Source organism: Acetobacterium tundrae (assembly GCF_008086615.1).
Classification (GTDB): Bacteria; Bacillota; Clostridia; order Eubacteriales; family Eubacteriaceae; genus Acetobacterium; species Acetobacterium tundrae.
On the sequence record NZ_RXYB01000002.1, the window covers coordinates 138,432 to 162,804 of the forward strand.

22 protein-coding genes and 1 tRNA gene are annotated in these 24,373 nt (G+C 39.5%); 17 read left to right on the forward strand and 6 right to left on the reverse strand.

Annotated elements, in window-relative coordinates:
• The first annotated feature begins 2 nt into the window (after window positions 1-2).
• The 8 genes from rimO to FZC40_RS02215 all read left to right on the forward strand — a co-directional run bounded on the left by rimO (window position 3) and on the right by FZC40_RS02215 (window position 8,661).
• Window positions 3-1,358 (forward strand): 30S ribosomal protein S12 methylthiotransferase RimO, encoded by a 1,356-nt coding sequence (gene rimO, locus FZC40_RS02180; RefSeq protein ID WP_148602305.1) that lies wholly within the window; start codon window positions 3-5, stop codon window positions 1,356-1,358.
• Complete coding sequence (gene pgsA / locus FZC40_RS02185) at window positions 1,345-1,884, forward strand: CDP-diacylglycerol--glycerol-3-phosphate 3-phosphatidyltransferase (protein WP_148602306.1); 540 nt, start codon at window positions 1,345-1,347, stop codon at window positions 1,882-1,884. Before rimO ends, pgsA begins: the two co-directional genes overlap by 14 nt.
• A gap of 105 nt (window positions 1,885-1,989) precedes the next feature.
• Window positions 1,990-3,231: a competence/damage-inducible protein A gene (locus tag FZC40_RS02190; RefSeq protein ID WP_148602307.1), complete on the forward strand. Its 1,242-nt coding sequence runs from the start codon at window positions 1,990-1,992 to the stop codon at window positions 3,229-3,231.
• A 55-nt stretch (window positions 3,232-3,286) separates the two neighbouring features.
• Window positions 3,287-4,363, forward strand: a complete 1,077-nt coding sequence (gene recA / locus FZC40_RS02195) for a recombinase RecA (protein ID WP_148602308.1) — start codon at window positions 3,287-3,289, stop codon at window positions 4,361-4,363.
• A gap of 194 nt (window positions 4,364-4,557) precedes the next feature.
• Window positions 4,558-6,102, forward strand: coding sequence for a ribonuclease Y (gene rny / locus FZC40_RS02200; RefSeq protein ID WP_148602309.1), 1,545 nt, complete (start codon window positions 4,558-4,560; stop codon window positions 6,100-6,102).
• A 56-nt stretch (window positions 6,103-6,158) separates the two neighbouring features.
• On the forward strand, window positions 6,159-6,962 hold the full coding sequence (locus FZC40_RS02205) for a TIGR00282 family metallophosphoesterase (RefSeq protein ID WP_148602310.1): 804 nt from the start codon (window positions 6,159-6,161) through the stop codon (window positions 6,960-6,962).
• Between the two features lie 115 nt (window positions 6,963-7,077).
• A complete protein-coding gene (gene purB / locus FZC40_RS02210; RefSeq protein ID WP_148602311.1) occupies window positions 7,078-8,511 on the forward strand; it encodes an adenylosuccinate lyase in 1,434 nt (477 codons plus the stop codon).
• 74 nt (window positions 8,512-8,585) lie between these two features.
• A tRNA-Trp gene (locus FZC40_RS02215) sits at window positions 8,586-8,661 on the forward strand.
• A 54-nt stretch (window positions 8,662-8,715) separates the two neighbouring features.
• On the opposite strand, the gene FZC40_RS02220 is transcribed toward FZC40_RS02215, so the two are convergent.
• Window positions 8,716-10,185, reverse strand: coding sequence for a deoxyguanosinetriphosphate triphosphohydrolase (locus FZC40_RS02220; RefSeq protein WP_148602312.1), 1,470 nt, complete (start codon window positions 10,183-10,185; stop codon window positions 8,716-8,718).
• Window positions 10,186-10,425: 240 nt separating this feature from the next.
• Between FZC40_RS02220 and FZC40_RS02225 the strand changes: the two genes are divergently transcribed.
• The 3 genes from FZC40_RS02225 to FZC40_RS02235 all read left to right on the forward strand — a co-directional run bounded on the left by FZC40_RS02225 (window position 10,426) and on the right by FZC40_RS02235 (window position 12,938).
• Window positions 10,426-11,262, forward strand: a complete 837-nt coding sequence (locus FZC40_RS02225; RefSeq protein ID WP_148602313.1) for a DUF1002 domain-containing protein — start codon at window positions 10,426-10,428, stop codon at window positions 11,260-11,262.
• Window positions 11,263-11,320: 58 nt separating this feature from the next.
• Window positions 11,321-12,043: a selenium cofactor biosynthesis protein YqeC gene (yqeC, locus tag FZC40_RS02230; protein WP_148602314.1), complete on the forward strand. Its 723-nt coding sequence runs from the start codon at window positions 11,321-11,323 to the stop codon at window positions 12,041-12,043.
• Window positions 12,044-12,287: 244 nt separating this feature from the next.
• Window positions 12,288-12,938 carry a DedA family protein gene (locus FZC40_RS02235; RefSeq protein ID WP_148602315.1) on the forward strand — a complete coding sequence of 217 codons (651 nt, stop codon included), beginning with the start codon at window positions 12,288-12,290 and terminating at the stop codon, window positions 12,936-12,938.
• Window positions 12,939-13,034: 96 nt separating this feature from the next.
• On the opposite strand, the gene FZC40_RS02240 is transcribed toward FZC40_RS02235, so the two are convergent.
• From FZC40_RS02240 to FZC40_RS02260, 5 genes are all read right to left on the reverse strand, one after another.
• Window positions 13,035-13,307 (reverse strand): DUF5661 family protein, encoded by a 273-nt coding sequence (locus FZC40_RS02240; RefSeq protein ID WP_148602316.1) that lies wholly within the window; start codon window positions 13,305-13,307, stop codon window positions 13,035-13,037.
• Window positions 13,308-13,442: 135 nt separating this feature from the next.
• Window positions 13,443-14,417 carry a DMT family transporter gene (locus tag FZC40_RS02245; protein WP_148602317.1) on the reverse strand — a complete coding sequence of 325 codons (975 nt, stop codon included), beginning with the start codon at window positions 14,415-14,417 and terminating at the stop codon, window positions 13,443-13,445.
• A gap of 156 nt (window positions 14,418-14,573) precedes the next feature.
• Entirely contained in the window at window positions 14,574-17,135 is a 2,562-nt protein-coding gene (locus tag FZC40_RS02250) for a chemotaxis protein CheW (protein ID WP_243135722.1), read from the reverse strand.
• Between the two features lie 170 nt (window positions 17,136-17,305).
• Window positions 17,306-18,862 (reverse strand): carboxylesterase/lipase family protein, encoded by a 1,557-nt coding sequence (locus FZC40_RS02255; protein WP_148602318.1) that lies wholly within the window; start codon window positions 18,860-18,862, stop codon window positions 17,306-17,308.
• On the reverse strand, window positions 18,850-20,109 hold the full coding sequence (locus FZC40_RS02260) for a nucleotidyltransferase (protein ID WP_148602319.1): 1,260 nt from the start codon (window positions 20,107-20,109) through the stop codon (window positions 18,850-18,852). The genes FZC40_RS02255 and FZC40_RS02260 overlap by 13 nt, the downstream gene beginning before the upstream one ends.
• A 148-nt stretch (window positions 20,110-20,257) precedes the next feature.
• Here FZC40_RS02260 and FZC40_RS02265 point away from each other — a divergent pair, with 148 nt between their 5' ends.
• The 6 genes from FZC40_RS02265 to rnc all read left to right on the forward strand — a co-directional run bounded on the left by FZC40_RS02265 (window position 20,258) and on the right by rnc (window position 24,340).
• A complete protein-coding gene (locus tag FZC40_RS02265; protein WP_148602320.1) occupies window positions 20,258-21,448 on the forward strand; it encodes an acetate/propionate family kinase in 1,191 nt (396 codons plus the stop codon).
• 70 nt (window positions 21,449-21,518) lie between these two features.
• Entirely contained in the window at window positions 21,519-21,977 is a 459-nt protein-coding gene (locus FZC40_RS02270) for a YceD family protein (protein WP_148602321.1), read from the forward strand.
• A 32-nt stretch (window positions 21,978-22,009) separates the two neighbouring features.
• Window positions 22,010-22,189: a 50S ribosomal protein L32 gene (rpmF, locus tag FZC40_RS02275; protein ID WP_148567168.1), complete on the forward strand. Its 180-nt coding sequence runs from the start codon at window positions 22,010-22,012 to the stop codon at window positions 22,187-22,189.
• A gap of 106 nt (window positions 22,190-22,295) precedes the next feature.
• A complete protein-coding gene (gene plsX / locus FZC40_RS02280) occupies window positions 22,296-23,291 on the forward strand; it encodes a phosphate acyltransferase PlsX (protein WP_148602322.1) in 996 nt (331 codons plus the stop codon).
• A gap of 3 nt (window positions 23,292-23,294) precedes the next feature.
• Window positions 23,295-23,519 (forward strand): acyl carrier protein, encoded by a 225-nt coding sequence (gene acpP, locus FZC40_RS02285; protein WP_148567166.1) that lies wholly within the window; start codon window positions 23,295-23,297, stop codon window positions 23,517-23,519.
• A gap of 149 nt (window positions 23,520-23,668) precedes the next feature.
• Window positions 23,669-24,340 (forward strand): ribonuclease III, encoded by a 672-nt coding sequence (rnc, locus tag FZC40_RS02290; protein WP_148602323.1) that lies wholly within the window; start codon window positions 23,669-23,671, stop codon window positions 24,338-24,340.
• Window positions 24,341-24,373: the final 33 nt, after the last annotated feature.

The window sequence follows — 24,373 nt, forward strand, 5'->3', positions numbered from 1 at the left end:
GAATGAAAAATAAAAATATTCATGTAACAACTTTGGGCTGTGATAAAAATACCATTGATTCACAGCTGATGTTGGGTTTAATACAGGAAAAGCAGTATTGTATCCAGGAAGATCCTCAGGACGCAGACATTATCATCGTAAACACCTGCTGTTTTATCCAGGAAGCAAAAGAACAATCCATCGATTATATTCTTGAATATGCTGACTATAAAAAAAGTGGAAGGTGTAAAGTTCTCATTGTCGCCGGATGCATGGCTGAACGTTATCATCAAGAATTAAGCGAAGAGATAGAGGAAATCGATGGTTTTCTGGGAGTGGGTCATTTTGATAATATCATTGATTTAATCAATCGCTTTGAAGAGTCCAGTGAAACACAGCGTCAGGATGAAACATATTTGGGTGATATCGAAAAAGCAGTGACGGCAAAAATCAATCGCTATATAAAAAAAGGTACGGTATCCACTTTTGTAAGAATCAGCGAAGGCTGCGACCATAACTGCACCTATTGTGCGATTCCAAAAATCAGAGGGAAATACCGAAGTCGTCAGAGTCAGGATATTTTTGATGAGCTTTACTATCTAAAAGAAATGGGAATTAAGGAGATCATCCTCATCGGTCAGGACATCGCCCCATACGGGAGAGATCTTGATGAAGGTTATGATTTACCTAAACTGTTAGAAAAGATTGCTCAGGATTTTGGCTTTAAATGGATTCGGATGATGTATCTGTATCCTGAAGGCATCACCCCGGAGTTATTGTCAGTGGTTAAGCAGTATCCTTCCATTTGCCAGTATTTTGACATCCCTCTGCAGCATACTGAAGATGCGGTATTAAAACGAATGGGTCGAAAGATGTCCTTTGAGCAAATTAAAGAACTTGTTCAACTGATTCGCAAGTCGTTGCCGGATGCCGTTTTGAGAACGTCGATTATCACCGGTTTCCCGGGAGAAACCAACGATAATCATTTATCCCTGCTAAAAGGCATCAACGTCCTTGAATTTGATCATCTCGGCGTTTTCAAATACTCGCAGGAAGAAGATACCCCGGCAGCCGTCTTTCAAAATCAAATTCCGGAAGAGCTTAAAGAAAAACGTCACAATGAAATAATGATGGCTCAGCAAAATATTTCGCTGAAAAATAAGCAACGGTTTATCGGACGAACGGTAGCGGTGTTGATTGAAGGGATGGAGGAAGAAATCTATACTGGCCGCTTTTATGGAGACGCTCCGGAAATAGACGGAACGGTTTATGTTGACAGCCAAGAAACGCCATTAACCATTGGTCATTTTTATTCTGTAAAAATACGCAATGCATTAGAATATGATTTGATAGGAGAGATTGAAAATGAACTTACCTAATAAGATTACCATGGTACGAATTATTATGATTCCATTTTTCATTGCGGCCTTGTTAATTGAATTCCCATTCCATCAACCGCTTGCGGCAGCTTTGTTTGTTATTGCAGCCTTATCAGACAGCCTTGACGGTTATCTTGCCCGCAGTCGAAATTTGGTCACAGATTTCGGAAAATTTATGGATCCCCTGGCTGATAAGCTCTTAGTCTGTTCGGCTCTGATCTGCTTTGTTCAGTTAGGATCGGTACCGGCATGGATCGTTATTATCATCATTGCCCGAGAATTTGCCATCACCGGGCTGAGAACCTTAGCAGCGGCAGACGGTATCGTTATCGCCGCCAGTAAATGGGGAAAAGCAAAGACCATATCGCAGATGATCGCGATCGTGATTATCCTCATTGGCAATTGGCCATTCTACTTAATCAATATACCAGCCGGAACCATTATGATTTATATTGCAACTGTTATGACTATTATTTCGGGAGTGGATTATTTCATCATTAACAAAAAAGTATTTCGCACGATGTAATCGAATGATAAAATTATTTAGCAACAATTGTAGATTGGATTGAGTAGCGCATGATCCATATGATGATAAATAATTGTTTCTAATATTATTGAAAGGATCTAAAGAATGAAATGTGAAATTATATGTGTTGGAACTGAACTTTTAGTCGGGGATACCCTTAATACGAATGTTCAGTATTTGTCAAGAGAATTGTCTAACCAGGGCTTAAGCGTGGGTTATCATACAACTGTTGGAGACAATCCCAAACGGTTGGAAGAAGTTGTGAAAATTGCTTTTAATCGCAGCGACCTCATTATCACAACCGGCGGATTGGGACCAACCCAGGATGATCTAACCAAAGAAGTTATTGCCGAATTATTCAACAAAGAATTGGTTCAGGATGAAAAAGTTAAGCAAGAGTTGCTGCGATTTTTTGCAAATCGTGAATTCCCCTTTACTCCCAATAACCTCAAGCAAACCTTTGTGCCGGAACATGCCGAAGTATTGCCTAACCCCTGCGGAACAGCACCCGGTATCCTGCTGAGGGAACAGGGACGAGTTATTATTATGCTGCCCGGACCGCCCCGAGAAATGAAATGTGTCTTTGAAGAAGACGTATTGCCATTGATAAGGAAAAAAAATAGGCAGTTAGTGCTTTCACGATACTATAATTTGTCCGACATCGGTGAGTCAGCGGTAGAAGATCGATTGCTTGACCTCATTGACACCCAAACAAATCCAACCATTGCTACCTACGCTAAGATGGGCGAGGTGCTGGTGCGAATTACCGCCAACGGTGAAAATGAAAAAGAGCTAAATACATTATTGGATCAATATGAAGACATCATGCTGGAACGTTTTAAAGATAATATCTTTACTTGTTCCAAACAGTCTTTAGCAGAAACAGTCGCCAAGCTGTTAATTGAAAAGAATATCACAATTGCCACTGCAGAATCCTGTACGGGCGGATTAATCGCCTCTCAGCTCACCGAAGAGTCCGGAATTTCAAAAGTTTTCGGAACCGGTATTGTATCTTATTCCAATGAGACAAAAATAAACCTGCTGCATGTAAAAGCAAAAACTCTTGAAAAATTTGGAGCAGTCAGCGAAGAAACCGCAAGAGAAATGTGTGAAAATCTTCAAAAGATTTCTCTTGTCGATCTCGCCGTATCGGTAACAGGGATTGCCGGCCCTGAAGGCGGAACCGCAGAAAAACCGGTGGGACTGGTGTATATTGGTCTTTGCTATAATGGAATAACCCAGATCACGACGTGTCATTTTAATGGAGAACGTAAAATTATCCAACAAAAAACGGCGAACAAAGTCTTTCATCTGATCGGAAAGACCATAGTTGACAAAGCGAAATAAGTTAGCTATAATAGAAACAGAACGAATGTTCGAATAATGAATAGGATGGGCGAAAATGGCTGAAAAAATAAAAACAAACGATCAAATCTCAGATAAACAGCGAGCCTTAGATGCTGCACTAAAAGGCATTGAAAGAAGTTTTGGCAAAGGTGCGGTTATGCGTTTAGGAGATGATACCGCAAGGCTTAACGTCGACGTAATTTCGACATCTTCAATCGGACTGGACATCGCTTTAGGCATTGGCGGGGTTCCGCGGGGACGAGTTGTGGAAATCTACGGCCCTGAATCCTCAGGAAAAACAACCCTTACTCTTCACATTATTGCTGAAGCACAAAAAACTGGCGGAAATGCGGCGTTTGTTGATGCCGAACATGCCCTTGACCCCACATATGCTAAGGCCTTGGGAGTTGATATTGACAATCTTTTAGTAGCGCAACCGGATACCGGGGAACAGGCATTGGAAATTGTTGAAGCGTTGGTAAGAAGTAATGCCATTGATGTGGTTGTCATTGACTCGGTAGCAGCGTTAGTGCCACGGGCAGAAATAGACGGTGAAATGGGCGATTCCCATATGGGGCTGCAGGCCCGTTTAATGTCCCAGGCATTAAGAAAATTAACCGGTATCATAAATAAATCAAATACGACGGTCATTTTTATCAATCAGCTTAGAGAGAAAATTGGCGTGATGTTCGGAAATCCGGAAACAACAACCGGAGGCAAAGCACTTAAATTTTACGCTTCGGTAAGAATTGACGTGCGCCGCATTGAAACGCTTAAAAAGGGTACTGAAATGATCGGAAACCGTACCCGGGCAAAAGTTGTTAAGAATAAAATGGCACCCCCTTTTAAACAGGCAGAGTTTGATATTATGTATGGCCGGGGAATATCTAAAGAAGGCGATATTTTGGATGTTGGGGTCGATTTTGATATCGTTGATAAATCAGGATCGTGGTTTTCGTATAAAGAACAACGCTTAGGCCAGGGGCGTGATAATTCAAAAGAATTCCTTTTGGCCAATCCGGATATTGCGGACGCAATTGAAAAAGAAATTCGTGAAAAAAATGAATTAAACAAAGCACCGGCCGAACCTGATGCAAAAGAAGAAGACTTGCCGGATGAAACTGCTGAATAAAAATCAATTGAGTAGAAAATCATCACGAAGATAATCAAAAAATACTTAAAAAGAACCTTTTAATGGGTTCTTTTTTGATCATGTTAAAATAACGTACAAGGTTTCACCTTTGTTTCTTGACACTATTTTAAAAAAAGTATAAAATGGTTCTCATGATGAGTATAGTAAGAATATAATAAATATTACATAAGGAGGTGAAAATTATAAACATACTAGTAATTATCTTATCCATTGGTATTGTATTGGCTTTTGTAGTTGGTTATTTTGTCCGCAAGAATATTGCGGAAGGTAAAATCAGAAATGCTGAAGTGACAGCTACTGCCATTGTGAACGATGCTGTAAAAAATGGAGAAAATTTAAAGAAGGAAATTCTTTTTGATGCCAAGGAAGAATCCCTGCAGATGAAAGAAGTCAATGAAAGAGATAACCGAGAACGCCGAGCCGAGCTGCAAAAACTTGAAAATCGGTTTATGCAAAAAGAAGAGAATCTAGAAAAAAAATTAGTGAATTTAGAAAGAAATGAAGAAGCTCTCGGTAAAAGAGGCAAGGATTTAGAAAAGAAAAAAGAAAAGCTTGATGGTTTATATGACGAACAGGTTAAAGAACTTGAACGCATATCAGGTTTGACTTATGAGGAAGCAAAAGAAATTTTGCTTGAAGATGTCAGTAAAGATACACGACGGGAAGCGGCGATTATGATCCGTCAAATTGAAGTTGAATCAAAGGCCGTTGCGGATAAAAAGGCAAAAGAGCTTATTGCTCAGTCCATTCAACGGTGTGCTGCAGATCATGTTGCTGAACAAACCATTACCGTGGTTAACTTGCCAAATGATGAAATGAAGGGCCGTATTATTGGTCGGGAAGGTCGAAATATTCGAACATTGGAAACATTGACGGGTATTGACTTAATCATTGATGATACCCCAGAAGCAGTTATTCTTTCCGGTTTTGATCCCATCCGTCGAGAAGTTGCCAGACTGGCATTAGAAAAATTAATTATTGATGGACGAATTCATCCAGCAAGAATTGAAGAGATGGTCAAAAAATCCCAAAAAGAAGTTGAAAACCAGATTAAAGAAGTTGGTGAACAGGCTTGTTTTGACACTGGGATACATGGCTTACACCCTGAAATTGTAAAATTACTTGGGCGTCTGAAATACCGAACCAGTTATGGACAAAATGTATTAAAGCATTCCATCGAAGTGTCGCATTTGGCTGGCATTATGGCAGCTGAACTTGATGGTAACATCAAGGTTGCAAAACGAGCAGGATTATTACATGATATTGGAAAAGCTATTGACCATGAGGTTGAAGGACCACATGTTGAAATTGGCGTAAATGTACTTAAAAAATACAAAGAAAATAAGAATATTATTCATGCTGTGGAAGCTCATCATGGTGACGTTGAAGCGCATACAATGGAAGCAGTTCTTGTCCAAGCGGCAGATGCCATTTCGGCAGCCAGACCAGGTGCCAGAAGAGAAACACTGGTTTCCTATGTTCAACGGCTGCAGGAGCTTGAAACCATCGCGTCGTCTTTTGAAGGGGTCGAAAAATCCTATGCTATTCAAGCTGGACGTGAAGTAAGAGTTATGGTTAAACCGAGTGAAGTTAATGACGATGAGATGATTTTATTGTCTCGCGATATTGCCAAGAAGATTGAAGCTGAAATGGAATATCCGGGGAACATCAAAGTTAATATTATCCGTGAAACAAGGGCAAGTGACTATGCCAAATAGTCTTAAAGGGGAGATAATCTCCCCTTTTTTTATAATTAATAACAGAAGGATAGCATATGAATATATTAATACTCGGCGACGTTTATGGCCGACCGGGACGAAAAATTCTAAATGAAAAATTACCGCAATTAATCACTCAATATGAAATAGATTTTACCATTGTTAATGGCGAGAACGCTTCCGGCGGAAATGGTTTAACGACAAAAAATGCCAAACAACTACTGAGTTTGCCAATTGATGTCATCACCATGGGAAACCATGTTTGGCAGCAAAAAGAACTGCTTGAAACGATTTCAGATTTTCCACAAATTATCCGTCCGCTTAATTATCCAGATCCCTGTCCAGGGAAAGGTTATGATATCTTTGAATATCAACTAAAAACTGAAGAAACAAAAAAAATAGCGGTTGTTAATTTATCGGGTCAAATATTTATGCCTGCTTTAGACAATCCCTTTCATGCAATGCTGCCACTGATGGCGCAATTAAAAAATTCGGCAGATTTGATTATTATCGACTTTCATGCAGAGGCCACTTCAGAAAAGATTGCCTTTGGCTATTACATGGATGGTTTTGCAACGGCAGTCTATGGAACCCATACCCATGTCCAAACAGCTGATGAACGCATTTTGGCCAAGGGGACAGCGTATATTACCGATATTGGGATGACTGGTCCGCTTGATGGGGTCATTGGTGTTGATAAGGAAATTATTCTTGAGACCATGCTGACAAAACGGCCCAAACGTTTTGAAACAGCAACAGGAAGTGTCCAAATTAACGGGATTATTCTAGCAATAGATGACATTGAAAATAAAGTGACTAAAATCACTCGATTATATGAGACATTTGAAGAAACCAAGTAATTAGGAGAGAAAATATCGATGATATCTTAATTGCTTCTTTAAACAGCGAGATCAAGGATTTAATCGAATTCCAAAATTTATCAACCAATATTAATTGAACAAGAAAGGAATTATTATGAAAGAATATTACGAAAACCCTTTAATCGAACGCTACTCTTCAAAAAAAATGCTGCAAATATTTTCAGCGGACAATAAGTTTCAAACCTGGCGAAAACTCTGGGTTGTCTTGGCAGAGGCCGAAAGAGAGCTGGGCCTTAATATAACAGAAGAACAGATTGATGAACTGCGATCCAATATCGAGAACATCGATTATGAGCTTGCCGCAAAGGAAGAGAAAGTGCTTCGACACGATGTCATGGCTCATGTGCATACCTATGGGGCCCAATGTCCCAAAGCGAAAGGGATTATTCATCTGGGAGCGACAAGTGCATATGTTGGAGATAATACCGATGTCATTGTCTATACTGAAGGACTCCATCATATCCGTAAATTATTAATCAATTTGATTAATCATTTAGCTATTTTTGCGATGGCACATAAAAGCTTGCCGACATTGGGTTTTACCCATTTTCAGCCGGCCCAGCTGACAACGGTGGGAAAACGGGCCTGTCTATGGATTCAGGATTTAATAATGGATTTAGCTGATCTTGACCATGTTATCAGCAACGTCAAACTTTTAGGGGTTAAGGGAACGACCGGTACTCAGGCAAGTTTCATGGATCTCTTTGATAACGATCATGAGAAAGTCAAACGACTGGATGATCTGGTGGCTGAAAAAATGGGCTTCAAAAAATCATTTGCCGTAAGCGGACAGACCTATTCAAGAAAATTTGATTCGCAGGTGCTGAATGTATTAAGTGGCATTGCACAGAGCTTGAGCAAATTTGCCACAGATGTACGATTGCTGCAACATTTGAAAGAAGTGGAAGAACCTTTTGAAAAAAGCCAGATCGGTTCATCCGCCATGGCTTACAAACGTAATCCGATGCGATCAGAACGTATTTGTTCGCTAGCCCGTTATATTATTGTGAATTCGCTTAATCCGGCGATTACCGCTTCAACTCAGTGGTTTGAACGAACCCTGGATGATTCGGCAAATAGACGAATCAGCATTCCGGAAGGATTTTTAGCAGCCGATGCGATTTTAATGATCGCCATCAATATTTCAGAAAATCTGGTTGTCTATCCTAAAGTTATTCGTCAACATATCAATGCTGAATTGCCTTTTATGGTAACGGAAAACATCATCATGGAAGGTGTTAAGCATGGCGGAGACCGTCAGGAACTGCATGAAAAAATCAGAGTGTTATCAATGGAAGCCGGAAACACCGTAAAAGTTGAAGGAAAAGCAAATGATTTAATTGAAAGAATTTTGAAAGATTCCTCTTTTAATTTAGCAGAAAAAGATGTTGAAGGGATACTGGATCCGGCCCTTTATGTGGGAAGAGCTCCAGAACAGGTGGATGATTTTATCACCGATGAAGTCAATCCGATTCTTGAGGCTAATTCCGAAATACTTACTCTGAATAAAATTGATTTAAAAGTATAAAAATTGTTTTTTAAAATGGCTAAAAAGATTGACATTTATCTCTTAAGCGAATATAATATAGAAGTTGCTAAAGTAGGGGTATAGCTCAGTTGGTAGAGCAACGGTCTCCAAAACCGTGTGCCTGAGGTTCGAGCCCTCATACCCCTGCCATTTTAAAGAAATATATAAGAACGGCGTTTTCGCCGTTCTTTTTTTACCTTTTTTTTAGTTCATACCATTTAATTCTTGATAGAGATTCTTCGCATAAGAATCGGTCATGCCACAGATGAAATCGGTCACCAAAAGTAAACGCAAATATAAATTATTGACGGGATCATCTGTTTTTGACTTCAGATAATTTTCTTTATAATTTTCTGAAATCAAGTCTATTAAATTGTGCTCAGCTTTGGTTTGTTTATACATCGGATTGGTTTCGGTATCTTCTTTATAATAGATAATTGCTGGGATGAATTTATCGAGCAAGGAATATAAGATACTTTGAGCTGCCAACTCAAGTTTTGTTATGCTCGGTGTTAAATAGACGAATTCGTGCATAACACTTTTCAGAATACAGATAGTTGCACCATGGAAAGACTCTTCGAAAATATCCTTTTTAAAAGTACCTTCCATAATTTCCGTATAAGAATGGGTAAAACCATAAGCCGCACAATACAGGAGCCAATCCCGGACATGACTGAGCCAGTTTTGAAAAATCATAATTTCTTTACTATGCTCTTTTTTGAATTGTAGCTTTAATTCATCAAAATATTCAATCAGTAAATATGATTTTTCTATTTGCACCTTAGTAAAAAGACCGGCTTTTTCATATTCACGAAGTTCATTTTCAAAGAACTCAACAAATGTATCAATTGAAAAGAAACCTTTTTTAAAGGCATCCTCAAGATCAGCGGTAGCATAGGCAATATCGTCGGCGGCTTCAAGAATGAAGGTAAGTGGATGACGATAATATATTTGATTGATTTTTGTCTCGGTAATATCAGCGATCTTTGAAAACTCCTCGTTTTCAGACAGATAATAGCCGATCTTATGATTTTTGACATCAGGATCTTTTTCGTCAAAAGTCAAAGAATCAACCGGGTATTTCACAATAGTATTCAACACAGATGCGGTTAAGTTCAATCCAAACTCACTATCAACATGATGCAGTTTAATAAGCAGACGAAGGGCTTGAGCGTTGCCTTCAAAATTATATAGATCATTTTTCATGTGTTTCGTAAGACTATCCGTCAACGGTATATCTTTATAGGAGAAATTGCCCAGATTGTTTTTGAACCAGTCTCGAATAATGACTTCACCAAAATGGCCAAATGGAGGATTGCCAATATCGTGCAACAGCCCGCTGCACATCGCAATATCGGCAGCTAAGACGGCTTGATCCGTAGTGATTTTATAGGGTGTGTCTTTTTCGTAAATGGTAATATTTTTGGTGATCATTGCCGTCAACTGTTTAGCCAGGGATGATGTTTCGATAGAATGGGTCAGGCGGGTTCGGACAAAATCACTTTTATCTAAAGGAAACACTTGGGTTTTGTCCTGCAAGCGACGAAAGGAAGCACTGTTAATAATGCGCCAATAGTCTTTTTCAAATTCACTCATATAATATTTTTCAGGATCATAAGGCGGATCTATTTTTTTGCCAATTCGAGTGTCTGCTAAAAGTTTTTCCCATTCCATTCAAGTTCCCCTTTTAATAATTAAAAATTCATTAAGTCTATTATACCAGAAAATATTTCTTATTTCTATGGCCCCATCTGTTGATTTTATGAAAGAGACAGTGTATATTTGGTTAATAAATACTTGATTTAAGTAAAAAACTAGAATTCATTGGTATTCTTAAACGGAATAACTTTTGAACTAAATACAATTATCAAGTTGACTAAAAAGTTAGAAATCTAGAATATCAAGAGGTGAAGTATGAAGAAGAAAGTATTAATGGGTGTAATAGCCCTTGTATTATCAATGACGATGATGTCACCGGTATGGGCTGATTCAAAAAGTGCTTGTGTTGCCATCGGTGCAGATAACACCGAAGCGCAGCTAAAAACGGTTTATGGATATTTTGGTATCAGCAGAGGAGCTGTTGAGGAAACCGTCGTGACGAATGCTGATGAGCGTCAATATTTAGACGGACTGGTCTCCCTTGACAAAATTGGAACCCTTGCACTATCCAGTGTTTATGTGCAGGAGAAAACCAGTGGCGGCATAGAGATAGAAACCAAAAATATTGATTGGGTAACAGAAGATATGTATAAAGCGGCATTGACTACCGCCGGAATCACGAATGCCAAAGTAATTGTTGCGGCCTATACTCCTGTTTCCGGTACGGGAGCCTTAACGGGGATTTATAAAGCTTATGAAGCTGCGACGGGAACCACTTTGGATGAAGCCGCCAAAACAACGGCTGTAGATGAAGTCGTTGTAACTGGCGAGCTGAAGGATGCAGTCGGAGACGATGCGGTTAATATTATTAACAGTTTAAAAACTGAAATTGCACAGACAAAGGGTATGAGTGATGATGAAATTCGTCAGCTTATTAAAGAAACGGCAACAAAATATGATACGACGCTGACGGATGATCAGATTGAAGAGATATTAGGCTTAGTCAAACAATTTAATGAATTGAATATGGATCCGGATACATTTGTAAAACTGCTTGAGGCAAGCCAGAAATCAGCGGGGTTCTTTGACCAGATACAAAGTTTTTTCCAGAATTTCAGTGATTTTTTCACTAATCTTTCATCCGGGAAATGAGAAACTAAAAATAATGGATAATAGAAAAGTATTATAAAAGTTGAAAGTGGGATAAAAAATGAAGCTCATAAAATTATTTAACATTCAAAACAATGATGTCATTACGATTACCGGAGGAGGGGGAAAAACTTCCTTGATGTTTGCCATTGGAAGAGAATTATCACAGGCGGGAATAAAACACTTGCTAACGACAACAGCAAAGATTTGTATTTCTGATGTGGTGGCGGATCAATGCATCATTAATGAAGATATCACAGCGGTTCTTCATCAGATTGAGAAAGAACCGGAAAAAGAGTGGATTATTGGAAAAGACCTACTGGCCGGTCAGAAAATTTCAGGATTTTCCAACAACGAGCTGCTTTTCTTACAGGAGTCATTGAGTCCGGTTGTTATTCTTAACGAGGGCGATGGCTCTAAAAGAAAGCCGTATAAGTTTTACAATGAATATGAACCAATCATTCCCAGTTTGACAACCAAGATCATTCATGTGATTGGCGCTGAGGTTTTATTTAAAAAAATAGATGATGAATATTTTCACCGGTCTGAATTATATGAAGATGAAGAAGAAGTTTTTGATGAACTTGTTTTAAAAAAAGTTTTGGAAGCATTCATAAAAAATAAATTGGAACCAGAATATGGGAAACTGCCTAAAATACTTTTCATCAATAAAGCCGACCAGGATAATTTGGAAAAAGCCCGGATTATGGGGAAAATCGGAAAATTAATCTTTGATCAGAGTTTCATCGGCTCTTTGAAAGAAGGTTGGTTGGAGGAGTGTTAGTTCTTAACAAAGACAAAACAATTTAAACAATAAGGTCTGATTGCGATGTTTTATTGCAGTCAGATTTTTTTAGCTGAGCACGCTGACTTATGAATTAAGAAAACGCTATCAATAATTATTTAAGTTAATTAATACAATTGATATGATACAATAAAGCGATTCAAAAGTGCTGAATTATGGCTGCAGATGTATTTGACACAATAACTAAGAAAGCTGTTTTTGAAAAATAAAAAAGGAGAAATAGATGGACACAATAATGTATCTCATTAATTTTATTATGCATCTTGACCAATCGTTATACGGAATAATACAAAACTATGGTTTCTGGACATACTTAATCTTATTCATTATTATATTCTGTGAAACCGGATTGGTTGTTACCCCATTTTTGCCAGGAGACTCTTTAATATTTGCTTCAGGTGCTTTGTCGGCAATGGGGTCACTTAATGTTGCTGCTTTTTTCATCACATTTTTGTTGGCGGCAGTGATTGGTGATACCGTAAATTACTCGATCGGTAAAGCCATAGGAAACAAAATTTTAGAAAACGGAAAAAATAAATTTGTAAAAAAAGAATATATTGTCAAGGCTCATAAGTTTTATGAAAAATATGGTTCGCTGACAATCGTCATCGGAAGATTTATTCCGATTATCAGGACTTTCGTTCCGTTTGTAGCTGGTATGGGGGAAATGCACTATGTCAAGTTTATCGGCTACAATATATTAGGCGGATTCTTATGGGTAACCTTATTTTTAACCGGCGGTTATTTATTCGGAAATATACCGATTATCAAAGACAATTTTACCTTTGTTTTAATTGCTATTATTGCCATATCAGTACTTCCAGCCTTTATTATTTTTCTTAAAGAAAGAAAAAATGCCGATGCACAGGTTTAGTTAACTCCCAGCGTATTATTAACTCTAAAATTAAAGGCTAATTATTTATCTTGCACCATGCAAGATAAATAATTAGCCTTTAAAAGTTTGATCTTTTTATTTTGTTTCCCAAAATTTTTCAGCTTCTACTTCCATTTTTTCAAGCCGTGTATAATAGTCGGGAAACTCATTTAAATGAGCCAATGCAATTTTTCCGGTAACAAAAGGGTCATCACCGGTTACATTGGTATGAGAATCACAGGTTCCATGTTCCAGTTCGACAGTCATTCCCATTCGAAATTGTTCAATATCGAATTTACTCCAATTGATGCCAAGCTTTTTGCCAGTTTCTTTTGCTTGTTCAGTCGTAAACACTTTTTTTTCCGACATAAAAATCACCTCTTCTAAAAAATTTTAAATATGACGATTCTAATCGTCATTTTTTAATTAATCTGATTATATGCATATTGTGCTTTTTTGTCAATCGGTCAAATTAACGACTTGTTTCTTTTTAGCTTGAAAAATTTAAGGTCGGAAAGATTCAATATCTTCTTTCAAAACAGCTTTCTTTTTTAACTTAAAACCGGGAATGAAAGAAATAAGCGATCCGGTAATGATTAAAATAATCCCGATAGTCATGTTGACTGTGATGACATCATGTAAGATGATCAGCGCCAATATGGGAGCAAGGACGGGCTTAATAAAGAATACCAGCGAGGCTGTTGCGGCAGAGGTTTCTTCCATCGCGAGAAAATAAAAGGTATAACCGAGTCCGGTAACAAATATGCCAACATAGATCAAGCCGGGAAGCGTATGGCCGTTGATTCCCTGAAGAATCGGAACACTGGCAAATGATTTTAAGCCAATCTGGGTAAAAAAAACAGAAACGACATTTATTCGCGTAATGAAAATCAATAAAATCATTTCCATACTGCCAAACAAAAAACTGAAGCAAGTTAGGGCGATACCCCCAAATCGTTGGCTGTACTTACGTCCGACGACGTTGTATAGGGCAAAGACGATGGCAGCGAGAATGGTTAAGGTCATGCCAAGCATGCTATTAGCACCGGACATGTGCCACGGGTTAATAATGACGATAATGCCGATCACGCTGATAATTAGAGAAACAATCGTGTATTTGTATATCTTTTCATGTAAGATAAAATAGGCGAACAGGACGACAAAGACGGGGTTGCAGCTAAATAGAACCGCCACAATGGACGCGGGTGAATAGACAATTGCCATCTGGTATAGTATCATACTGACCATAACGCAAAGGAATCCCGTCATGGCAAAAAAATAAAAGTCTTTGGCTTTCAAACGGACATTTCTGTTGCGCAGTCCTTTGATGGCAAATGGCATTAGAATAAACGAACCGATCAGAAAACGCAGAAATGTCAACTGGACCGGATTGAATGCATTAGAAAACATTTTCAGCACAATTTCCATCGTACTGAATAGAACCGTTGATAAAACGATGTAAAGATATCCTTTTTTCAAATTTTTTCTCCCTAAATTAAGCAAATGTTTTGCGAAGTGCTTTCTTGATGAATGCTAACTTATATATTATAACCTAATTTAATGAGGGAAAATATGATTTTTCATTTTTTTTCTTGTTTTATAGATGTACAAAGGGATTAAAAGTGACAATACCGGCTATATGCTTTCCAGCAGTGGCAGAGCGGCCGCTAAGTCTTCATCCACCTGGTTTTCAGCTAATTTTGCAAGTATGATTTGGGGATCCATTTCCAGAATGGTGCGATCAGAACCGTCAGTTAAACAAATAATACCGGTAATCGCTGAAGAAATACTCACGGGTTGAATATCAGTTAAACTGATTTCTAAGACACTGACAAGTTTTTCAACTTGGATGGCAATCATTTCCGTATCCGAAAGCTTAAGCATCAGCAGATGGGTTGCGTTGAGACTTGGCTCATTTTTGTCAAAAAGAGCGAGAGCGTCAACAACGGCGTAATAGCTTTCATTGAATTCCACGGCACCGCGGATGACACTGTTTGTACCGGGGACCGAAATTGCTTTACTTGCTTCCAGTGCCTCGATGACATAAGACTGTTCCACACCATAAACCTGTCCATTGATGACAAAAGTTGCCAGTTTTTTAGATTCATCAGTCATTGAAAATGAAAAATCGGATTGTTCGATTTCTTTGTAGACCGTTTTCTCTGGTGGCATTTCTGAATAATTCGCCATCTTTTCAAAAACAAAAGCGATCACATCATTTTTGTATCCATCCGAGTTTTTATATTCCCGATAACTGGCAGAGCAGGCACACCCGATTGAATAGTAGCAGTTCTCATAAACCAGAATTTCAGATCGAGTATTGCCATTGGAAACAGTAAAGAGCTCATCCGGCAGATTAAGCATTTCGCCAACTGCATAGGCATCATTGGTGGAAGAAATGATTTTTTTATTTCGGTCCGCAAATACGGCAAAAGTATCATTGTCGGTGTTGAGAGATTCCTGTAAGATGGTTTTAAATTGGTCTTCACTGTCGAAGACAATACCGATACCGCCAACGGTTCGGCTGCTGTTATTGAAATCAGTAATGGAGGCACCGTAAATATAGGTATGGCGATTATTATATAAATCGGATTTTTCAAATGGGGATACAAAATATTTTTCAGGTTGTGCGTTAAATAGGATCTCACTGATAAAAGGCATGGTCAGTGTTTTGCCAATAGCTTCTGAATGGTTTGGGTTGGAAACGGCAACAATGGTTCCGGTTAGATCAAAAACAAATATATTGCTGTAAACCGTATAAAGATCATTGATATAGGATAAAATATTAGTCAATTTATTTTGGCTGGTAGGATCTATTTCATTTTTTGCCAGGATCCGACGAATGGTTGAATCCAATGCCCACCAGCGACAGTCGTTGGCACGTTCGTATAGATTTCGATCCATAATGTCCACACAAAGAGAGGCAAGAAAGCCGGTATCAACAAGACTAGTGGATACAACCGTTGAAAACAGGCTCGAAACTGAACTTTCAAAAAGATTGCTGGTATTGGTTCCGATGCGACCGATTGCTCTTAATATGGGCTTCAAACGAGAATATTCGGCATCAATACTGTCATCTCGGGCAATGATTTGGCCATTATAGACAATCCGTTTGAGCGAACCATTGATCGTTTGGGTTTTATCGATAATCTCGTTAAGTTCAGTGGAAAAAGAATCAGCCTGACGCATCAGCCCGGAAGAAACAATTGAATCAATATGAGTAAGGTTACGATTATCTCGGAAGGCAAGGCGAAGCGGCAACATGACATGCCCCTTCCAACCCAGACCAAAGTATTTTTGATACCCCTGGGTAGAAATGGTTTTAGAAATGTAGTCGGAACCGCGGTAGTAGACAACGCCATTCTCGCCCGATTCAACTGATTCAACGTTGATACCGATGGGAACATGATTTTCATCACTGCTGGCAATAACGGTATTGGCAGCATCGATAATCGTGATGACCGATCCGTCATAATCATTGGTTAGTTTCTTGAAAATCCGCTTCATTTCATTTTCAAAGCGAAAACACAAACAGATGAGACCAATGGCTTCCGATGTGTCTTCTTTACAGATTCGGCTTGTAAAAATATGAGAATTCTTATTGCCATACTGCAATTTTGAGTTCTTAAAATATTCAACAAAGCCTTCTTCTCCACTCATCGCTTTGTTGAAATTGGGACCCGTAATTTTTTTACCCAGAATATTATTCTTTTCATCCAGATTTGCCAACACCTGATAGTTTCGATCAAGCACGATGATGTCCTCATAAACGGAATATTTTGCCACGTATTCGCGCATCCGGCTCAGAATAACATTGCGGTCACTATCGGTTCGTTCATCGTTTTCAACAAAGCGGCGAATATCATCGTCGGTGGCTAAAAAACCGATATCAGCGGTTCTTTCAAAAAGGTTTCGAATCAGGATATCGATGGCTACCTGAGTTTTTGAAACGATCTTCTGCTCCATCTTTTTTAATTTTTCAAATACAAGAGTATCAATGAGTTCATGTTGCAAATCACAAAAACCATTTTGTATTTTTGTCATATTGGGAAGGACACTTTTTGACTGGATGGGACAATTGATTTCAGACAAAAGTTTAATATTATCCCATTGATCATTTAAGTCAGAAATACTTTTATTGCATTCCTGAACATCCGGCATGTTGTTAAGAAAGTCATTTTGTTTGTAAATTATCATCAATATTCTCCTGTTTAATAAAAAGATGCTTAGTGGTAAAAATATCCCAGTTTAAGCATCTTTGCTATATTATTTAGTATTAATGTAGCATTTTCTTCATCAGTTTGCAAGGCATTTAGCGTAAAAAATTATTGTACAATCAACTCGTTGAGACCGATTCCAATTAGTTTTCAGTTAAACATCAGATTTTCTAAAAAATCTAAATCATTTTGGCAGGGCAGCACAATACTGGACAATTTGGCGTCAAACACCAGGATATGTTTTTTCTCAGTATCAAACTTTGGCCAGCCGATTAGTCCTTTATACGCTTGCTTAAAATTGGGATCTCCAAATTTTATAAAGTTCGTCCAGGATTGCTGCATAATCCATGATAGTTTGCTGATTTTAGTGGCACGGCGCTGACCGATTCCATTGCCGAAAACGAATGGCAGTTCCATCCCATGAGCCGTGTTTAAACCGACAATTTTTAGAATCGCCGGATCATAGTCAAAATTATAAAAATATACATCCAAGCCCAGATCGGCATATTTCTTAGCCATCATTACCATGCCAATTAAAAAAGCCGAATGGGTATAGATTTCCAACATTCGTTTTAATGGAGAATGCTCGTCATCGACTTTGAAATAATTCATTACGGCAGGCGCATGCTCCGGACCAAAAATATGATAGCATAGCATTTCATAAATGCCCAAATTGGTATGCCCCTTGATAAATAAGGTCGATTCATTCGTGTTATAGCCAATCAGAACTTTTACTTTGTTGACTTCGCCATTTTTGAGAGCGGCCACCGGGTCTTTGGGAAGCACCACGCCGTCGTAAACCGGCCAAAAGCCGAAGGCATTCGGTACGGTCGACTGATCGGATTTCACCATCGATAGGGCCGCCAGCATTTCACCGGGAAGAGACCTCAGCTGGTCCAGACCTTCACGGGTATCTTTGATACCATACAGTTCACAAAAAAGATGGCCATTCGCCATCGTTTTTTTTAAATCCCCGCGATTGAGCATGGCAAAAGCAGGAACAGAAAAAATGGAACCGCTTTCGACCACCGCCTGATGAAAAAGACCTTTGGCAAGAGGTGAGAGCATCAGCGCAGTGACGCTGTAGGCTCCGGCGGATTGTCCGCCGATGGTCACCTGGCTGGGATCGCCGCCGAAGGCTTCAATGTTTTTTTGAACCCAATGAAGGGCCTGAATTTGATCCAGGATGCCGTAGTTTCCGGTTGTCCCGGATTCTTCCAAAAGACCTTGGGTCGCCAGAAAGCCAAGCGCTCCCAAACGGTAATTGATGGTTACCACCACCACCCCTTCCTGAGCCATTCGAAAGCCGTCATAAACCATGTCGGAACCGGAACCGGTGGCAAAGGCGCCGCCATGGATAAAAACATAAACCGGATATCGTTTTTCAGGTGCGGTTGCCGGGGTCCAGACGTTCAGAAATAGACAATCCTCACTTTTCCCTTCCATTTGATAAGTGCCGGGTGAATCAATGGTAATGCCGCCCATTTGCAGGGAAGCATTGCCGGGTTTTAAGCACTCTCGGATTTCCGCCCAGGGCGGCAGCGGCTCTGGGGCCTTAAACCGGCGCTTGCCAATTGGCGGCAGGGCATAGGGAATGCCCTTAAAGCTGGTGATTCCCTTGTGAAATTGTCCCAGCACAGGACCGCAGGGGGGATTGAGTATCGGCCGCTTGGGCAGCTTGGGTTTATCGCTGTTTAAAAATGACATTCGTTTCTCCTTATTGGGCTTTGGGTATAGTCGCGATGATAGCAATAATTATTTTCATAAAATAAATTATGCAAATCAGTGGCCCGGCAATCGTAGGTTAGCATTTTTCTTTGATCGGCGTTCAGACAAGATTCGCTTTTTTTAAGATTTGTCAAAATGGGAAGGTCACTGCGGTCTTTGATTTTTTTTAGAATGGCTTGTCCGGTTTTGTTAAAGCCCAGAACGCGAAGGTAAGGAAAAAAAGCGTCGGCTTGGAGGGTATCTAATGTTTGCTTATTCAATTCCAAAACCCGATTGCTTAAAATCCGGAGGACCCGGGTTTTGGGAATGCGTTTAGAAATAATGGCATTCACTAATTCATCCAGGGTTTCAGCAGTTTTAACGGCATCCCTAATTTTGTGCTCCAAACCTTCCGAAACATAGGGGGTGCTTTTGAGATGATAAACATCCTGAGCAAGAATCTGGAGGCGCAGGGCGTTCAAAAAGCGTTCATCACCGTGACGATGATAATTTTGTTTTAAAGGAAAGAATAGTTTTTCAACCGGGTAGGGAAGACTGCGGGATAAAGCATTAAATGCTGTTTTTTCAGATCCTGTTTTAGTCAGAGCATCTTTGAGAATGTTACGGATTCCGCTGGCGCTGAGATATTCAGAAGCTGCCAAACTATGATAACCGCAGCCCTGACGTGGTACGGTCATGGGACTGATTGAACTATGAGTCTTGTAAAGAGACTTAAGGTATTCAATCGCCAAAATATTATTAGGCATTCTCAGCAGCGTGCTGGCTTCGTTTCCCAGAAGATGGTCAATAGCGATCATGCGGGCTTTGGGAAAGGATACCCCGGCGGACAAGGCTTCCTTAAGAACGGATTTGAATACAGGCGGTTCCGCAACTAAGAATTTTGCCAGGTTATTCAACGGGTCTAAGGCACCGCCCTCGGAACCAAAAGAAAGCACATCACAGACACGGGTGGCATTTAAAATTTTTATCCCTCCGCTGGCAAAGGCCTCGGCACTCTGGCAGGCATAGGCAACGGGCAATTCACAGACAAGATCCACCCCGGCGGATAATGCCAGTTGCGTCCGTTCCCACTTATTAAGGATAGCAAAGTCACCGCGTTGCGTAATGCTTCCGCTCATCAGAGCCATCACGGCATCGCATTGACTCCTTTTTTGGGATTCGTTAATTTGCCAGGCATGGCCTTTATGAAACGGATTATATTCGGCAATAACACCAAGAATTTTCATAATAGTCTCCCTTGTGTTAAAAAAATAGCAATATTTTTAGAATTTATCGCAATATGACAAAAAAATAATGGAATTATTTACTTATTACTGATATTATATAGGACGTACGATATGTAATCAATCAAAAACTAAAGGAGAGTAATTATTAATGAATGTACTTGTTATTAACTGCGGTAGTTCTTCACTTAAATATCAGTTGCTTGATATGTCCAACGAAGAAGTTTTAGCTAAGGGTTTAGCCGAAAGAATCGGTATTGATGGATCTGTTTTGACGCATGAAGCGCCAGGTCAGGACAAAGTAAAATTTGAACAACCGATGCCAAGCCATAAGGATGCTTTAAATATTTTAATGGCCGCTTTAGTCGATCCAAATCATGGGGTCATTAAGTCTTTAGATGAGATTTCTGCAGTGGGACACCGAACTGTACATGGCGGAGAAGCTTTCACGGATTCGGTAATTATTGATGCCGATGTTATTAACCAATTGGAAGTTGTTTCTGAATTGGCACCGCTGCACAATCCGGCCAACCTGATTGGTATCCGCGCTTGTCAGGAATTATTACCAACCGTTCCGATGGTTGCTGTTTTTGATACCGCCTTCCATCAAACGATGCCGGCAAAAGCTTATATGTATCCCCTGCCATATGAATTATATGAAAAATATAAAATTAGAAAATATGGTTTTCACGGGACCTCCCATAAATTTGTAAGCCGTGAAGCTGCCGATTTAATGGGCAAAAAAATTGAAGATTTAAAACTTATTTCCTGTCATTTAGGAAACGGTGCCAGCCTTTGTGCTGTTCTTAATGGCAAATCAGTTGACACTTCCATGGGATTAACCCCACTTGCCGGTTTGGAAATGGGAACACGATGCGGTGATATCGATCCTGCCATCATTCCTTTCCTGGCAAACAAAGGCTATGCCATTGATGAAATTGACAACATCATGAATAAAAAATCTGGTGTGCTTGGGGTTTCAGGCGTCAGCTCAGACTTCCGTGATGTCGAAAGTGCCGCAAATAAAGGCAACCAACGCGCAAAATTGGCGCTTGATATTTACCACTACCGCGTTATCACCACCATTGGCGAATATGTAGCCGCTATGAACGGCGTCGACGGAATCATCTTTACGGCCGGTCTGGGCGAAAACTCTTCAACCTCACGTCAGGCCATCTGCAATGGCTTGAAATTCCTGGGAATTACGCTTGATCCGGTTGCTAACAGCAAACGTGGCGAGGCAACGATCATTTCGGATAAAGATTCCAAAACCACCGTTATGGTCATCCCAACGAATGAAGAATTAATGATTGCCAGAGATACCCTTTCTTTAGTTAAATAATGTAAAGTATTTTACTTGACAAAACGGGCAATCGTCTATATAATGATGATTGCCCGTTTGGAGTGATAATATGAATTTTGAAATCAATAAGCTATTACAGGAAGAAATAATCCCTTTTGAATTTGTTGTAAAAAATACGGATTTTAATGAGATAGAGGGAAAACTGGATGAAAATGGTGGGTTGATTCGTGGAACCATTGAGAAAATATCACGTGGTACTTTTCTTGTGTCTTTCACCATCGAGATGACCATGATCTATCCTTGTGCGCGTTGCCTGGAACCAACCCCAATCGCTTGTTGTTATGAATATTCAGATACAGTAACGGTTGAAGACGGTGTGACCACCCTCGATCTTTTGCCCATTGTTGAAGAATGTATTTATATTAATGAGCCTTACCGCGTGTTATGCCGTGAAGATTGTGCGGGTTTGTGTCCAAAATGTGGCAATAATTTAAATCACAAACAATGCGAATGCGAGAAATCCGATGATTTAGATCTTCGATTTGAAGCATTAAAAAAGCTATTGTAAGTGAATGACTTTACTATTAGGAGGTGTAAGTGATGGCTGTACCAAAGAGAAAAACTTCTAAGTCCAGAAGAGACAAAAGAAGAACACATTACAAATTAAATATTCCGGGGATGAGTACTTGTCCAAAATGCGGTGAGATTAAATTACCACATCGAGTTTGCAAGTCTTGTGGAACATACAAAGACGTTAGCGTTCTTAGTTTTGACGAATAAACAGAGTTTAGACTCTGTTTTTTCTCTATCCGGGATTATTTTTTCAGACCGTATTGGCTGAAGTAAGTTTTTTCGGGACAATAGATAAAAAAAGGAGAGGGTTATTTTGAATATATTTTTAGATGCGATGGGCGGAGACAATGCCCCCTATGAAATTGTCAAGGGTGCCGTTGATGCAGTTAAAGAATATGACGTAACGCTTACCCTTGTGGGGCGAAGGTCAGTCATCGAAGACGAGCTTTCAAAATACGACTACCCTAAAGACAAAATAGAAATTCTACCTGCTGAAACGGTTATTGAAAACAGCGAAGAGCCGGCAATGGCCATTCGCCGTAAACCTGATTCGTCCCTGGTGGTAGCCCTTGAAGAAATGAAAACGCGTGAAAATGCCGTGCTTATTTCAGCCGGCAGCACCGGAGCGCTCCTATCGGGGGGGCTTTTAAAACTGGGACGCATTAAAGGAATCAAACGACCAGCCCTGGCAGCGACAATCCCCAAGAATGATGGTGTGTTTTTACTCATTGATACGGGAGCAAATGCAGACTGCAAACCCGAATATTTGGAACAGTTTGCACAATTGGGGAAAATTTATTCAGAAAATGTTTTAGGAAAAATAAATCCTGGCATTGGTCTTATTAATATCGGTGCAGAAGCAAAAAAAGGAAACACCCTTGTAAAAGCGGCTTATGAGCTACTGGAGGCTGGAGACTTTAATTTTTTGGGCAATGTTGAAGCGCGCGATATCATGGAAACAAAGGCCGATGTTTTAGTGTGTGATGGATTTACTGGGAATGTTGTCCTAAAGCTAACAGAAGGAACGGCTGATTTTATCCTTAAGGGAATCAAGAAATCAATCTTGAGCAGTACCAAAGGAAAAATTGGTGGCATGTTGATTAAAGACAACTTAAAAAACTTTAAAAAACAGTTTGATTATGCAGAGTATGGCGGAGCACCCTTTTTAGGTGTGAACGGCGGCATCATTAAAGCCCATGGAAGCAGTGATGCATATGCCATCAAAAATGCTATCCGCCAAAGCATTAAATTTGTTGAAAATGATGTTTTGAAAAAAATATCGGAAAATGCTAAAAAAATGGAGGCGTAAATCATGGATGAACGATTTTTAAAAGTGACTGCAATTATTTCGGAACAGCTTGATGTTGATATTGAAAAAATTACTCTTGAAACCTCACTCATTGATGATCTGGAAGCAGATTCACTAGATATTGTTGAGCTGATCATGGCGTTTGAAGATGAATTTGGAACGAAAGTTGCTGACGATGCGCTGGAAGATATTCACACGGTTGAGGATATCCTTAATGCCATTTCATAAAAAAGCTGCAAGAAACACGCAACCTGAGTTTCGTTGTGGTTCATGGGCGGTCGCCAAGTGTGTGTAAGATACCCATTTGGCGACTGTCTGCGAGTTAAGGAGAAACTTTAGAGAGGCTGTTTCGAGTTATTGTTAAGGGGGGATACCAGATGACAATAGAAAAAAAAATTGGCTATGTTTTTAAAAAAAGAGAACTGCTGAAAATCGCTTTAACACATAGTTCACATTCAGGGAATACGACAAATAATGAGCGTCTCGAATTCTTGGGGGATGCAGTATTGGAACTGATTATCAGTGAGTATTTATTTATATCTCACAAATTATCTGAGGGTAAAATGACGAAAATCCGTTCCAATATTGTATGTGCCGAGTCTCTTTCAAAGGCTGCTTGCGAACTCGAATTAGGGGAACATATATTTTTGGGAAAAGGTGAAATTGTAACCGGGGGAAGACATCGCAAATCAAATCTTGCTAATGCCTTTGAAGCCCTGATTGGTGCGGTTTTTTTGGATAGCGATTTTGAAACGACGAAGGAAGTAGTCCTGCGGCTGCTGGAAAACAACATTCATCTGGCATTAAGTGGTGCGTTGGTAAAAGATTATAAAACAGAACTTCAGGAATATATTCAAAAAAACAACGATAATGTAATTGAATATACCTTGGACAGATCCGATGGGCCGGAACATAATAAAACCTTTTATATCAATTTGATTTTTAATGGGGAATCTGTCAGTCAGGGAATTGGAAAAAGCAAAAAAGAAGGCGAGCAGAACGCTGCCAAAAAATACCTGCTAGAAGTAAAGACGATTCAAGAAAAATAATTAAGTTGACTTTCGCAGACAAGATCGGGAGGA